11 protein-coding genes and 6 pseudogenes are annotated in these 13,463 nt (G+C 58.9%); 4 read left to right on the plus strand and 13 right to left on the minus strand.

Annotated features, from left to right (window positions below; translation table 11 throughout):
* Positions 1 to 77: 77 nt before the first annotated feature.
* From RHIBR816_RS36630 to RHIBR816_RS0130320, 5 genes are all read right to left on the minus strand, one after another.
* Positions 78 to 509 carry a 6-carboxytetrahydropterin synthase gene (locus tag RHIBR816_RS36630; RefSeq protein ID WP_198294193.1) on the minus strand — a complete coding sequence of 144 codons (432 nt, stop codon included), beginning with the start codon at positions 507 to 509 and terminating at the stop codon, positions 78 to 80.
* A 452-nt stretch (positions 510 to 961) separates the two neighbouring features.
* A complete protein-coding gene (locus RHIBR816_RS0130305; protein WP_018240347.1) occupies positions 962 to 2,161 on the minus strand; it encodes an MFS transporter in 1,200 nt (399 codons plus the stop codon).
* A 1,557-nt stretch (positions 2,162 to 3,718) separates the two neighbouring features.
* Positions 3,719 to 3,907, minus strand: a complete 189-nt coding sequence (locus tag RHIBR816_RS38115; RefSeq protein WP_018240349.1) for a hypothetical protein — start codon at positions 3,905 to 3,907, stop codon at positions 3,719 to 3,721.
* A complete protein-coding gene (locus tag RHIBR816_RS39105; RefSeq protein ID WP_157628274.1) occupies positions 3,820 to 4,179 on the minus strand; it encodes an FAD-dependent monooxygenase in 360 nt (119 codons plus the stop codon). Before RHIBR816_RS39105 ends, RHIBR816_RS38115 begins: the two co-directional genes overlap by 88 nt.
* 3 nt (positions 4,180 to 4,182) lie before the next feature.
* Positions 4,183 to 4,548: a DsrE family protein gene (locus RHIBR816_RS0130320; RefSeq protein ID WP_026187610.1), complete on the minus strand. Its 366-nt coding sequence runs from the start codon at positions 4,546 to 4,548 to the stop codon at positions 4,183 to 4,185.
* A gap of 541 nt (positions 4,549 to 5,089) precedes the next feature.
* Here RHIBR816_RS0130320 and RHIBR816_RS0130325 point away from each other — a divergent pair.
* A complete protein-coding gene (locus RHIBR816_RS0130325; protein WP_018240351.1) occupies positions 5,090 to 5,431 on the plus strand; it encodes a hypothetical protein in 342 nt (113 codons plus the stop codon).
* A gap of 299 nt (positions 5,432 to 5,730) precedes the next feature.
* Here RHIBR816_RS0130325 and RHIBR816_RS34765 read toward each other — a convergent pair.
* The 6 genes and pseudogenes from RHIBR816_RS34765 to RHIBR816_RS0130370 form a co-directional block, all read right to left on the minus strand.
* Positions 5,731 to 6,038: pseudogene (locus RHIBR816_RS34765) on the minus strand (leucine zipper domain-containing protein); the annotation flags it as partial.
* A gap of 67 nt (positions 6,039 to 6,105) precedes the next feature.
* A complete protein-coding gene (locus RHIBR816_RS0130335; protein ID WP_018240353.1) occupies positions 6,106 to 6,402 on the minus strand; it encodes a hypothetical protein in 297 nt (98 codons plus the stop codon).
* A 269-nt stretch (positions 6,403 to 6,671) separates the two neighbouring features.
* Positions 6,672 to 7,156: pseudogene (locus tag RHIBR816_RS38655) on the minus strand (IS30 family transposase); the annotation flags it as partial.
* Between the two features lie 47 nt (positions 7,157 to 7,203).
* A pseudogene (locus RHIBR816_RS34770) lies at positions 7,204 to 7,970 on the minus strand (ABC transporter ATP-binding protein); the annotation flags it as partial.
* Positions 7,958 to 8,162 (minus strand): annotated as a pseudogene (locus tag RHIBR816_RS37745) (DDE-type integrase/transposase/recombinase); the annotation flags it as partial. The pseudogenes RHIBR816_RS37745 and RHIBR816_RS34770, both read right to left, overlap by 13 nt.
* A 932-nt stretch (positions 8,163 to 9,094) precedes the next feature.
* Positions 9,095 to 9,559, minus strand: a complete 465-nt coding sequence (locus RHIBR816_RS0130370; protein ID WP_157628275.1) for a hypothetical protein — start codon at positions 9,557 to 9,559, stop codon at positions 9,095 to 9,097.
* Positions 9,560 to 9,669: 110 nt separating this feature from the next.
* Between RHIBR816_RS0130370 and RHIBR816_RS38925 the strand changes: the two genes are divergently transcribed.
* A complete protein-coding gene (locus tag RHIBR816_RS38925) occupies positions 9,670 to 9,996 on the plus strand; it encodes a group II intron maturase-specific domain-containing protein (RefSeq protein ID WP_256375060.1) in 327 nt (108 codons plus the stop codon).
* Between the two features lie 228 nt (positions 9,997 to 10,224).
* On the opposite strand, the pseudogene RHIBR816_RS36645 reads toward RHIBR816_RS38925, so the two are convergent.
* A pseudogene (locus RHIBR816_RS36645) lies at positions 10,225 to 10,736 on the minus strand (UPF0262 family protein).
* Between the two features lie 493 nt (positions 10,737 to 11,229).
* Between RHIBR816_RS36645 and RHIBR816_RS36650 the strand changes: the two are divergent.
* Both RHIBR816_RS36650 and RHIBR816_RS0130385 read left to right on the plus strand, forming a co-directional pair.
* Positions 11,230 to 11,385: pseudogene (locus tag RHIBR816_RS36650) on the plus strand (transposase domain-containing protein); the annotation flags it as partial.
* Positions 11,382 to 11,936 (plus strand): UPF0149 family protein, encoded by a 555-nt coding sequence (locus RHIBR816_RS0130385; protein ID WP_018240360.1) that lies wholly within the window; start codon positions 11,382 to 11,384, stop codon positions 11,934 to 11,936. The pseudogene RHIBR816_RS36650 and the gene RHIBR816_RS0130385, both read left to right, overlap by 4 nt.
* A gap of 117 nt (positions 11,937 to 12,053) precedes the next feature.
* Here RHIBR816_RS0130385 and RHIBR816_RS0130390 read toward each other — a convergent pair whose 3' ends face one another.
* Positions 12,054 to 13,046 carry an adenosine kinase gene (locus tag RHIBR816_RS0130390; RefSeq protein ID WP_018240361.1) on the minus strand — a complete coding sequence of 331 codons (993 nt, stop codon included), beginning with the start codon at positions 13,044 to 13,046 and terminating at the stop codon, positions 12,054 to 12,056.
* Positions 13,047 to 13,463: the final 417 nt, after the last annotated feature.

Consider the following 13,463-nt stretch of genomic DNA (forward strand, 5'->3'; position numbering starts at 1 on the left):
GTCCGGCAGTGACGGTTTCGCGAGTTCTTGCAGCCGACTATGCCGCCAGCGCGCTGAGCTCGGTAAACGATATTTTGTTATTGTTCATCACCTCTCCATCTGCCCGAAATCTTACTTTGGAGGCTGCAGCGCGTGCACGGCGTCTCTTCAACTTCGCAATGTACCAGCCCAATACCTGTGCCTTTGAGCTGCTGCGGACCCACCACCAGCACAAGATGCTTCGCTATCTTTTCGGCAGTCGGATTGAACGGGACCACGACGCCATCTTCGAGCGTCGTATCATTACCGGTTTCGTTTGTCCCGTCGGTCAACACGCTGGCAACCGGGTCATGCTCCCACAAGAGCATCTTATGGTCCCGATTTTCTTCCAGCCACATGCAGAGCTTGCTCTTCATCTCACCGAAGACAATGACGCGCCCCATATTGTCGAACTCATCAGCTTCGCAGGTGAAATGTACACGGTAGTTATGCCCGTGCAGGTGGCCTGGATTTGCCTTCGTGTCCAACAACACGGTGTCCGCAACTGATATCGTGATAGCGCTTCGCCTTGCAGCTCATACGTCCCCACTGCCGATGACGCGGTTCATCTGCGCGTAGGTTTCGTACCCTCTCGAGCCGGTTTTCGCTGTCAATGGGGACACCGACCACAAGCAGTTCGGAACTTCGATCACTTTGTGTGAAGCTATGTTTGGCACGCTGGCACCTTGTACGGGGCTTGAGAGCCTGAGTTTGCGAATACCTTAGCCGCCACCTATATCAATGACAGCATCGCCCGCGCTTCGCTGTCCAAACTCAGGTTTATCTGATGCCGGTGCAGCCCCCCGGGTGGAACTGTGACGCGCAAGCCGTTTGCGGACTGGGAGCTGGGGAAGGACAGACCTCACTGCGGCAATGGCACTTTCCATGGGCGTAGCCATTGGAATGCGATAGATCATTTGCTGCGTCTGAAGCGGCCACTCCGTCAGGTCGGCCAAGCTTGCGCTTCTCGGGACGTCAAGATGGCTAGCGCGGCCGCGACCATAAGCAAAACCGCGCTGGCGCTGAAGGTCACCTGGTAACCACTCATGTCGAACAAGAAGCCACCGACGATCGCGCCCAAAGCGATAGCGAACTGAACGACTGCGACCATAAGTCCGCCTCCGGCTTCGGCATCCTTCGGCAGCGTTCTCGACAACCAGGTCCACCAGCCCACCGGCGCTGACGTGGCGAACAACCCCCAGATGCCCAGCAGCAGTGCCGCCGCGTCGACCCAGCCACCGATGGCCACAAGGGCCACTGCGATCGTCGCCATCAACATCGGAATAACGACCAGCGTCCGATAGAGGCCATCCTTCAGGAACGCGCCAATGAGCATAGTGCCGATGAACCCGGTCACGCCCATCACCAGCAGCAGGAGCGACAGTGTTGAAACATCGACATGGGTCACGGTTTCGAGGAACGGCCGCAGATAGGTGAACAGCGCGAACTGGCCCATGAAGAACACGCTGACCGCTGCCATGCCAAGAACCACCACTCGCCGGCTCAACAGTTTAAAGACGTTTCCGGATGCCGCCCGCTCCTCGACTTTCATGGGAGGAAGACTCAGGAACTGCCAGACGAAAGCGATCACTGCGACCGGGACGACACAGAAGAACGCCCCGCGCCAGCCGATGAGGCCGCCGAGGAAGCTCCCCAGCGGCGCGGCAATGACCGTCGCCAGCGCATTCCCGCCGTTGAAGATCGCCAGCGCCCGCGGCACCTGATCGTCCGGAACAAGGCGCATGGCGGTCGCAGCGGACATCGACCAAAATCCGCCGATAACGACCCCGGTGAGCGCGCGGCCAACCATGAACGTCACGTAATTCGGAGCGACCGCTACGATCATCCCCGAGACGATCATCACGGCGGTCAGCGCTAGTAGCAGAATCTTGCGGTCCAGTCGGCCGACCACGGATGAGATGAAGAGGCTTGTCAGAACCGCAAAGGCTCCGGACACGGAAATCGCCTGTCCGGCCTGGCCTTCGGTTATTGCCAGATCTGAGGCGATCGGAGTAAGCAGGCTAACAGGCATGAACTCCGACGCGATGAGCGCGAAAATGCAGAGCGACGTCGCGAATACCGCGCCCCATGCCGCGGGCCGCTTCTCGACTCCGCTGCTTTCAGCAGAGACTTGCACCAACATGGTTTCTTACCTCGAGAATGTAGCAGCGAGGCGCGTCCTGCCTTTCATTGCCGGGTGTATCCGGAAGGCAGGGTTTTCGTGGCGCAGCTGCTGGGCCGATCCGATGGTCCGAGGCCCCCCAACGGCGACTAGCGCTTCTATATGGTATTTAGTTATGATCTACGCTTATGGATCGAATGTAATCGGCGCGGAACACCGAGCTCACCACAAGGATAAGCGCAAGTCCGCAGGCGCCGCGAAGGCGAGCGGTGCTGGCGGCGGATGCGCATACCTGGATCGTTCGCCAGCACCTGAGCTGTTTCGCGGTTCCGATCTCCGTTTCCTCTGAAGGAGCCTGCACGCGGGTGCAGCCAAGGGGTCCGCCACGATGCGGTTGCGAAATTGGCGTTCGCGGAAGGACAGCCGCGGCAAACGCGCCCGTGCAGCTTTCCTTTGCATTTGAAACGTTCTGAATGACCTGGGCGTAGCCCGCGGCAGAAGGCACTGTCTTAACATTTCGACGTCTCCGCGCGATATCTTTAGTCCGTGACGCGTCTGCAAATGCCTCACAGCAATGTGCGTGCCATCAGAAACCTTCTGACATGAGCGCCCAGAACGAACCCGGCTGTCTCGTATGCCCATCATTGTCCTACATCGAACAATGCCAAGCAACATTGTCGCTCGTCACGTTGCCAAATGTGGACCGTCGTCCAATCAGCGATGACACCGACCTTCCCGATAAGGCACGTCACGCTGAGTAACCACCTGTGCGAAACGGCCCAGTCGGTTCCAAGCTGCGAATATGGCTATCTTGAAGAACGAGCACAGTGACGATCCCCTAATCGATGCCCTGAAGTGGGGGCCCACGGGCGGTTCAGCGCCGTTCGGCGGATGGGGCAGGGCGGTCGCCCGAAATCTTGGTGGAATCGATGAGGCGCAGCTCGCTGCGGAGCTGCTCTTTTTGAGCTACCGGTGGGACAGGCCGACCCACCGCTTAAGAGGATTACGGCCTTTGACCCGGTATCCCGAACGTTGGGCTCGCCTCGCCGATCTTCGCGCCAATCCAATCTCTCACTTGATACTGCTTGCCACATCCGGAATGCTTGGCGATACCCACGTCCTGTGGTTGTAAGCAAACTATTCGCGTGTGCTCACATTCCGTTGCCGCGGTCCGGAAAGCGAAGGCTAACCCCACCTTCTCGAATTCCAATCTCGCCCTCGATCGTCAAAAGCATGCTGCCGACGACCCCGCTTCCGTGCCAACGCGCGGGGCGTCGGGAAGGAGTTGGAGGTGCCAATGGCGCGCACGATGCGCTGCGAATCATTCGCTATCTGTTTTCATCGACGTCATCACCAATAATCCAGGAGACCTTGGAGCGCGCTGCAGGGGAACGGCACGCGCAGGCAATACGAGCCGCACTTGCTAGATCACTCACGAGCCTCAGACCCGATACGTTCTGGGCAGCGGGGCTGGGGCACCGATTTAAGCGCTTCTAAGTTTTCTCGTGCTCACCCCCAACTAATCTAAGCCGCTGTTGAGGAACGAGACTGGGGCCAGCCGGCGCTCGCCTCGCCCTTTCACGACAGGAGCGGGCGTGTCAGCGGCTCGTAGGTGCGCCGGTACAAGGCGTCGCCGAACAGTCGCAGGACAGCGTTTCGGATCGTACTCGAACCCGTTCTCAGCTTGTCCCGGGCGCGCGACTTCTTCTGCACCCACGCGACCCGGCCGATGCGCGCCTCGTGAAATTGTTGAAGGATGCCTTCCATCGGATCGCCCTTACCGACAACTCTGCAAGGACAATCGCGTCCTCGATTGCCTTGCCCGCGCCCTGGGCCATGCTAGGCGATGAGGCGTGCGCCGCATCACGTATCAGGACATGGCGATCGGCGGTCCATCGTTTTGCGGGAACTTCCTGCAAAACGGCTCGATGAACTGCGGTGGCGGGATCCAGGGCCGCGACGATCGGCCCGAGCGGACCTGCGAAGCCGCTGAACAGTTCGCCGTCGCATTGCATCGGCTGTCCACCGGCCTGAGCCATCGTCTAATAGCTTATCACCTTGTCGCACCCGGCCATCAATTGCACCAACTTGTTGGGATCGCCCGGCATAGCGCCTCGCAAAACAATATTATCGGGGGCAATGTTGCGGGCTTTCGCAGATATCCCCGAAAAGTAAATCTCGCCTGTCGTTGCGGCATTGATCGCCTCGAAGTGGTCTGAAAGCTTTCCGCTGCCGAGTCCTTCGATGCTTGATGCCCTCTCTGCGGTGAGGAGATGTACACCATCGCCGGCGACAAACAAAACCAGATGGTGACCCTCTTCGAGCACGGCTCGAACGACAAAAAATGCGAGAGCAGCCTTAGTCGGGTCGCTCGGAGGCACGGTCACGTGCACGAGTATCTTGGCCATCACCACCTCCCTAGCAACAGGCGAAAAAATCATCGTAGCACGATGGCACGCCAGTCGGTGTCGATTGCGTCCTATTTTTCGACTGCCGGCGGTTCTCTTGCCGACAACGCGGCCTTCCCCGCTGAGGCGCAGGGACACGCGCGAGCAATCGGGGTTGGATGTTTTCTGCCTTTGCGCAAGACGGCTTGGCCACCCCGTCCGGCATTGCTCCAGCCGATGGCGTGAAAGGTGGGCTGCGGACGGTTCCTCATCTGTCGCCGTCGCCGTCATCACCGACAATCCAGGAGACCTCGCATGGCCTGGGACCAACGGCTCGCGCTGGCATGTACGAGCCACACCGCATGACCAACGAAGCCTCAGTCGCGACGCATTCCAGACCGATGCACGGCTCGTGGAAGCGTTAAAGAATTTGATGTTCTTCGAAACAAGCTATTCAACACAACGGCGCTTCGATAGGCATCCCGCGCTCTGGGCCATGCTGGATCCTTCTTGACGAGGACGTACGAAGCGGCGATGTTCCATCACGAGACGAGGAGCAGCCATGATGACTTACGAGTGGCACGACACTCTCTTGCGCGAGGAGGACCTCGCAAGGCGCGCGGCGGCAATAGTGCCGAGGATGCTAGCGCATCCAGTGGTCACTCTCGACCAGATCTCGCGACTTCGAGGTCACATCGACGACTGCATCGACAGGCTCGGGACGCTGCTTGCCGAAATGGAGAATGCCGGTGTCGATCAGGTCTTCCTCGGGGCTGCGATTCGTGATGCATGGCAGAGCCTTGCTGATAAAGCCGATGAGAGGTCGCGATTGTTCGAGATTGACTTCGTCGACGTCCATCCCACGCTGTCGGACAACAAAGATCAGGGCGTGGCCGCGCATTAGTCGATCAGCCTAAGGCAAGTGATCTGCTGCCACCACGAGAACATACGGGTTCGTGCAAGCGCCCTGGACTTTCAGTCTTCAACCGACCTCAGCAAGGCCGGGGCCCATTGAAGGTGGGGTGGCATCCTTGAGATGGCCGCAGTGATGCTTGACGACCAGACTCACTTGTGCGCGCAAGCGTCCTCCAAATAAAGAAAAATGGTTTCGAGGCGTAGCGAACTACTGTGGTAGCTTCACGGCTCCGATAGGCCGGAAATTTATCGAGCCGTACATCGGCCGGTACAGGGAGACAGCTCATGCACCCGGCCTACCGTCGCCGGCGACATGCCCGTCTGCTTGACGATGTGCTTGCCCGTCAGCCGCTGGCGGCGCAGCATCGCGATCTCGTCGGTAATCGCGGTCTGTTTCGGGCTCCTCTTCGGCCGGGAGGATCGGTCTGCCATGCCGCAGGCCCCCTCGCGCCGGAAACGCTCGACCCAGCGCCCAACGACCTTCGCCGTCACGCCGTATGTCCGCGCCGCATCGGCTATGGAAAGACGGCCTTCGATAACGCAGCGCGCTCCTCTCGACGCAAGGGGGCCAAACGGGCATTCTTGTGAATGTTCATTGGTCCTCCGAGAATCAATGAAGCTTTGACAACCTCAGCTTTCCCGGCCGGGACCGAATGGACAAACCTAGGTGAATACCGAGACAAAAACGGACAGCCAGATCAAGACGACTCCCAACGCCAACGCTCGTCTGGCGGCTATGACCTTCTCGTCGCCGTCGTCTGCAACGGGGGTAGTCACAATCCAGGGCACCGAGCCAAGCGCTGCGAATCCGGCGAGCGCCAAAATCACAATGACAAAATCAGCGCTGCGCCAGCCGTCGGGCTCATACAATCCCCAGTAGCCAAGGAACGCCATTCCCACTGAAAACATGGTGGCGGAGGCAGAGCAAAGTCCCGCAACAGCACCTGATGGCGCACGCATGTAGCATCCTTTCCTTGCCCTCAATCCAAAGGCTATATCGATGAAGGCGCAAACTGCCTTTGCACATATGTTGCAGTGCGCCGTCTCATCCTGATCGGGTTCTTCAGCACACTTGGTGCACGAGGATTCACGTAGTCGCCGATAAGTTCATTGATTCGGAATCGAAGTTCAACATTGTTGTTGATTAGGCGTACTTGCAACGATAGACACCCAGCGCCGCTGGCATAGTCACGTCGTTCGATGTTGTGGCGCGGCGTTCGACTGATGGCGAGGAAGACGGGCTGCTGCTGGCTGACGGCGGACAGATCGGTGTCGCCGGGTATGAAGCGGCGGATGCGCTTGTTCGACCGCGCCTTTCTGCCACGGTGAGTTCGGGCCGCGGAACCAGCTCCTGGCGACGATCCCATCTTCCAAAGTCTTGAAGCCGCGAAACCTGGTACCGCGGTCGAAGGTGAAGCTCTGCCGGGCAAAGGCCGGTAGAGGCGAGAAGGCGATCGTCGGCCGTGAGTGGCGGCTGCCGTTGTGATATACACCGTGTAGCGGCTCTTGCGCTCCACGAGCAAGGTGACGTTGGCTGCCCCGAGCTCCGCCGGAAGATCAAAAGATCGCCTTCCTAATGCGCGAACTGCGAGCGATCGGCAATGAAATCATAACGTTGGTCGATCCTGCAAGCAAACGGGATCAAGCCGTCGCGGGGCTTGCGGGAGCCGCGGCACCGGCGCTTGCGACGGCCTTCCGGCAGGTGTCGATTCAGCGACGGTCTGGAGGGAAACCTCGATGTCGCGCGCAACGAATACGTCCTTAGCGTGACGAGAACTGAGTGAGGTCTTTAGTTAATTCCAGTGCCTGCCGCTCAAATAGGCGGCGGTAGATGCCGCCGTCGAGACGGATCAGCGCGGGATGATCGCCCACCTCGATGATGTGGCTGCGCTCAAAGACGAGCAGCCGGTCGAGCGCGCGCACTGTCGTCGGTGCGCGATGATCAGCGTGGTGCGTTCGACCATAGGCCGCTCCATCGCCTTCTGAATCAGAGCCTCCGATTCCGAGTCCAGGCTCGATGTCGCCTCGTCGAGGTTTAGAATCCGTGCATTGCCAGGAAGGCGCGCGCGATCGCCGCCCGCTGGCGCTCGCCGCCGGAAAACTTCACGCCGCGTTCGCCGACCCCAGCGTGGCGTAGCCCTTCGGCAGGCGCGCAATGAACTCGTGCGCGCTGGCGAGCCGCGCCGCTTGTTCGATCTCCGCCTGGCCGGCCCCAGGGCGACCATAGGCGATGTTCTCGGCGAGCGATCGATTCAACAAGAGGCATTCCTGCTGCACGATCGCGATCTGCGAGCGCAGCGAAGCCTGCGTCACCTTCGAAATGTCCTGGCCATCGATCACGTTGGGTCATAGAGCCGCTGGATGAACTTCACAAAGGTGGTCTTGCCGGAGCCGGACGGACCGACCAGACCGACCTGTTTACCGGCCTTAATCGACATCGAAAAGTCTGTGTAGAGCGGCAGCCCATGGCTGCCATAGTGGAAATGGACGTTTTCGAAATCGATGCGGCCCTTCGTGATCCGGACCGGCTCAAGGTAATGCCGTGATTGGCCATCAGCCTCTGGAACTGCTCGCTGGTATATTGGCTGCCCTGGTCGAAATGATGCAGCAGCGCATCTGGCTTGACTCTGCGCCAGATCGCATGATCACCGCATCGGTGACGAGTTGGGCCGCGTACTGGTATTCATCGACCAGCCGACGACACGGCGCGAGAAGAGATCCGGAGTTGGCTGCGACAGCGAAGGACTTCAGTGTCCGATGCAAAGTGATCTCGAATGAGAATGAGTTCGGATGAGAAAAGAGGGAGTTGCCCACCGGTGGCCGTTAGAACTGCAGTAATTTGCAGGTCGGGCGAAATGCTAAAGAGAGCGTCGTACTGAGATGGCGTGGCAGATGCCCAATGCAAGCATGGAGCGTAGCTCGCGCTCGAAGAACGCGTGAAGCGCGACTCGACCAACATAATAATTAGAGAGCAGCCAGCTTTTCTTCTTCAATTGAAGCGACCATCACCAATGTGAAAAATTAGTTCATCGTCCGTCACATATTTCGGATGCCGTCTTGACGACGAATCAAAATACGAACAAAAAGAGAACTCGTCCGCGTCGTTCGACCAGGTGTTGCCAGATGGCGTCCTATGCACAGCAAAATTGACAAGCTCCACTCCAACCACGCGGTTTACACTCGCGTTGCTGAATTGGCTGAACTACGTTTTCGCTAAGAAAACAATGGTGCGAGGCAGATGTTGACAAAACCGAACGGACAGTCCCCATCGCAAGACTTTCGAACTTCGTAGGCAGCCGCAAGTTTGCGACAATTGTGGCTGATCCGCCTTGGCAGTTCATGAATCGTACCGGTAAGGTCGCTCCGGAGCACAAGCGCCTCAATCGCTATGGAACCATGGAGCTTGAAGTGCACCCCGAATTTGGGCCAGCGGGAGGCTCAAGCTTTAAGCTGTCTGTAATGATATCCAGCAAGCGGTACGCCTCCGGACGAATCTTGTCGCTGCCACTGTCGAAGAAGACGTCCTGCTGAGCGACGACCCGAAGGACGGGAATGTCGGTTGGGAAGCCCGCAAGGCTATGTTCTCCGGCTGAAACAATGTCCACATGAAACGAGAACCTCTGCTCGCCTCGCGATAGCCTCGTAAGTCTGCTCATGCGGTCGGCATGCTCGACACCGACCGTTTCCCACGCTGCCACGAGACAAGGAACACCTGCAGGGCGTTGACCGGGCAGGTGTCGGATGTCGCAAGAGACTGGCCGCCGTGAAGCACAGCGGTCAATTCAATGCCTGCAATGGCGAGATACCTAGAAAACCGCATTGGGAACCCGCAGCAATTGGAACTTATACCGTCTTCCTGGCCGTTGATGATACATATGCCATCAGATATCTTCCCTTCCAGCCGAACACCGTCGGATGAGAAGGACAGATCGCGAAGGCCGCCGAATGGCATCCATGCTTCGCATGTCGGGATCGGGCCGGGCTTGTCGCTCCAGATCTGTGCAAACACCCTGTCGCCGACGAAGTTGCATTCTTCCTTATCGGTACAGTTCAGGATGCCCGAGAAGGGCGAGAATCGGAGGCGATCCGACTGCTCCTGGATCCACAACATCGTCACGGATCCGTTCTGGTCACGCGCCAGTCGCATCCGGACCGGATACAGGTCAACCCCGTAGGAGATCGCCCCTTGATAGACCGTGATCTCGACAGGGGTAGCTGACGCCCCGGATAACGGGGCGGTCCCTAAAGGCCGTGGTTGAACGGCTGAGCGTCTTCGTGCGGGGATGGAAAGCCTACTTCAGGCTGGCGCAAACACCATCGCTCTGGCGAATGCTGGACGAGTGGATGCGTCATCGTTTGAGGGCTATCCAGCTCAAGCAATGGAAGAGAAGCAGGACGATCTTGCGGGAACTGATGGCGAGGGGAGCAAGCCCCGATGCGGCGCGGCAGGTGGCGGGAAATTCCCGGCGCTGGTGGCGCAACAGCGGCAAGCTCCTCAACACCGTCCTCACGATCAAATGGGCCGACCAACTTGGAATGCCCAGGCTCGCCTAACCTCAATCTCTCGAACCGCCCGGTGCGGACCCGCATGCCGGGTGGTGTGGCAGGGGCGCGATCAAATACGATCGCCCCCTATGCCGATTATGAGATAAAGTCCCGCTGTCACGGAGGCTGCCCTGTTCTCAGACTTGATCAATGGGCCCGTGCAGCCGAGAACTCCCTTATCGTCGATCGCTAGTTCTCTCCGTGTTTCGAGCCGAGGAGAACGTTTTTTCTACTACGTCAAATGACCCCTCCAAGCAGTTGCTGAGAGACCAGCAGGTGAATCAGGGTGAACAGTCGGCGGGCTGTCCCCTGATCGATCTCGATTTTCGATTTGAGGCGGCTGTTTCAGCAGTGCGGAAGCCTCGTCGTGGATGGAACGCCGTCCCATATCAAAGGCTTCCAGCCGATCGGGAGTGAGCCGCGACTCGGCGCCTGCATAGCTCTCGCAAACAAGTCGGTAGTCCTTGAGCAGCCGGCGAAATGACGTGAGCGATAGGTGATGGCACTGAACCGGTGCGCCGTTCTCGGTGGTGACCGACATCGCCAGTCGCTTGTCCACCAGGGACAGGCGCAGCCGGTAGGGACCGCCACCATGCTCGACAGGCGCGAAACGATTGTTGTCCAGCAGGTCGAAAAACGGCGATGGTCTGCTCGCGTTTTTGTGCTGCATCCGTCCGGTCGCCCAAAGGCGGATCAAGCGAAACACCAGAAAGCCGAAACCTGGATGGCGTGGTACTCGCCCCGGTCATCGCGCACCGCCTCCTGGAACAGAATTGACTATGTTCGCTCGACCGAGCCTGTCGGCCGCAGTACAAGACGTGGCTGCCGCCGGAACGGGTCCGACGACAGCCGCTTTGCCCTGGGAGGCTGGGCAAGAGGAAAAACTGTTCGAAAAACTCGTTCCCGAGATTCGACGCGGAAACCGGAGGCGGTTCCAATTGCTGCGCATCCGCTCGCGAACGTCAGCGCCACCGTGGGGATTGTTGGGGCGAGGCGTTACAACCGTGGCCAGCGACCGGCCAGTGGCACGGACATCATTGCAAACTGAAGAAAAAGCGGCTGCCGTTGCAACAGGTTCAACGGCAGCCGAGTGGCCCTGCGAAGCTGGGGAGAATGCCACTCGCAGGGCGGGAGCTTCTTCCAATCGACGCTGACGAAGGTCGATCACGGAGGTTTCAGCAAAGAAAGCTGACCTCGGACATAAGGTGCACGCATTCCTGATCTTGATCTTTTGCCTACGGCAAAGTTAACGGCGTGGATCCTGAAGTCTGGCTTGCCGATGTGCTGGAACGGATCATCTCCGGCAAAGCGAAAGCCAACCGGATGGAAAGCCTCTTGCCGTGGGCTTGGAAGGCCGAACGCGAGGGCGTTGCAGATCAGGAGCGACGGGCGGCATGACGCAGAACAGCCAAGGGACGACGGTACGATCGAAGCTCGATGACGAGGCGTTCGAAACCTTCATCAGGGCACGTCGTCCAGTGTCGCCGATCTGGTCGATGAGTGGCCTCGACGGCTATCTCACGGCTCTCATCATCGGCCCGAGATTTATCGACCCACGTCAGTGGATCCCGGAGCTGACCGGTCCAGAGGCCTTGAATATGCCGATGGAAACAACCGAGCATCGGGCCGTGCAGACCATCGTTGCGGAATACAACCGGATATCGGCGAGCCTCGCCGAAACGCCGAAAGACCACCGGCCCAGGTTCACCAGGATCGATGAACTAACCTTTGATGCCATGGGCTGGGACGTCTGCTTTCTGATAGGAACCGGGTTCGCGCCCAAGCTGTGGCGGCCCGTCATTCGCGGCCATGCCGTCATCGGCGATATCATCGCGCCAATCCGCAAACTCAGCGAGACCAAACGGCCCGCCACCCACCAGGATGCTGCTGCCGTCGCCGAAGCGCTCGTCAATATCCGAAGCTACTTCCTGCCAAAGCGCGCGAAGTAAAAGTTCTAAAAGAGCGCTGAAGCCATTCCGTCAATGCCGAAAGCCGTGGGGTGCTCGCCGCGCTCACCTTCATTTTATTGTTCCAGAAAGATGGAGAACTCGGTAGTTCCGCCGTCACTACAGCAGCCCTGACTGCTCAGCTTCATGGCGCAGGTTTTTCCACGAGCGCGGACCGATCTGCTGAATGACGAGCCCTGCCGCGAACGAGCCCAGATCGCCGCAATCCTTGAGGTTGCGTCCGGTAACATAGCCGTAGAGGAAGCCGGCGGCATAGGCGTCGCCGGCGCCCGTCGTATCGACCAGTTCCTTGATGTCCGTCGCTTTGATGATTACGGTCTCGTTGCTGCACACGATCACAGATCCTTTTTCGGAACGCGTGACGGCGGCGATTTCGCAATCCTTTCGAATGGCGGCGAGGGCTTCCTCGAAAGAAGTAGTCTGGTACAGTGATTTGATCTCATGACTGTTGGCAAAGACGATGTCGACGGCGCCGGATTGAATCAGTTGGAGGAACTCGTCGCGGTGGCGTTCGGCGCAAAAGGAATCCGAAAGCGTCATCGACACTTTCCGATCCGCAGCGTGCGCCAGCATGGCAGTTTGCCGGATCGCCTCCTTGGCCCGAGCCGTATCCCACAGATACCCCTCGAAATGGGTGATCTTGGCGCCAGAAGCCTTGTCGGCCTCGACATCCTCGGGGCCAAGCTCGACGCAGGCGCCGAGATAGGTGTTCATCGAGCGCTCGCCGTCGGGCGTGACCAAGATCAACGAGCGTGCGGTCGGCGGCTCGCCCTCGAGCGGCTTGGTATCGAAGGCGACGCCCCGCGCATGAATGTCGTGGGTGTAGATTTTGCCAAGCGGATCGCTGGACACCTTGCCGAAGAAAGCGGCGCGTCCGCCGAAGCTCGCCACGCCCGCCGCCGTGTTGCCGGCGCTGCCGCCGGAGGCCTCGATCCCGTCGCCCATGCGGCTGTAGAGTAATTCGGCGCGCGTGGCGTCGATCAGGTTCATCGCGCCCTTCATGATGCCGTTGGTCTTAAGGAATTCGTCGTCGCAGTGGGCGATGATGTCGACGATGGCATTGCCGACGCAAAGTACGTCATAGTGGGGCATCAATGTCTCCACCGACAACCCGCCGACTTTTGTAAGTCGGCCGCGGCCGGTCTAGCGATTTGGAATGGAACAGAATTTGCCAGACGCCTGACAGATACCCGCTATCGACACTTGTTTCACCAACGCGCGAAAATTATAACGATAGATGCGGTGTGAGGTTTCCAGCGAGGTCATCGGTAACGGTTCCGTTCCTGTATGAGAGTCACAGCGTTAGCAGCAAGAGCTATGCCAACTCGAAAAGGCTGATTCTTTCGATGTGCTGGCTCTTCGTGTCTGCTTTGTCTGTTTGCTTACGACGCAATTTTTATCAGGTATCCGACAAATGATTTGGTCGGAACGCTACCGTGTCTCGGCGAAACAGAAAAGCACGGAGGAGGGGAACTCTCGGTCTCACTCCATCCACGCCGACGCAGAGCA

This window comes from Ensifer sp. BR816 (assembly GCF_000378985.1).
Taxonomy (GTDB): domain Bacteria; phylum Pseudomonadota; class Alphaproteobacteria; order Rhizobiales; family Rhizobiaceae; genus Sinorhizobium.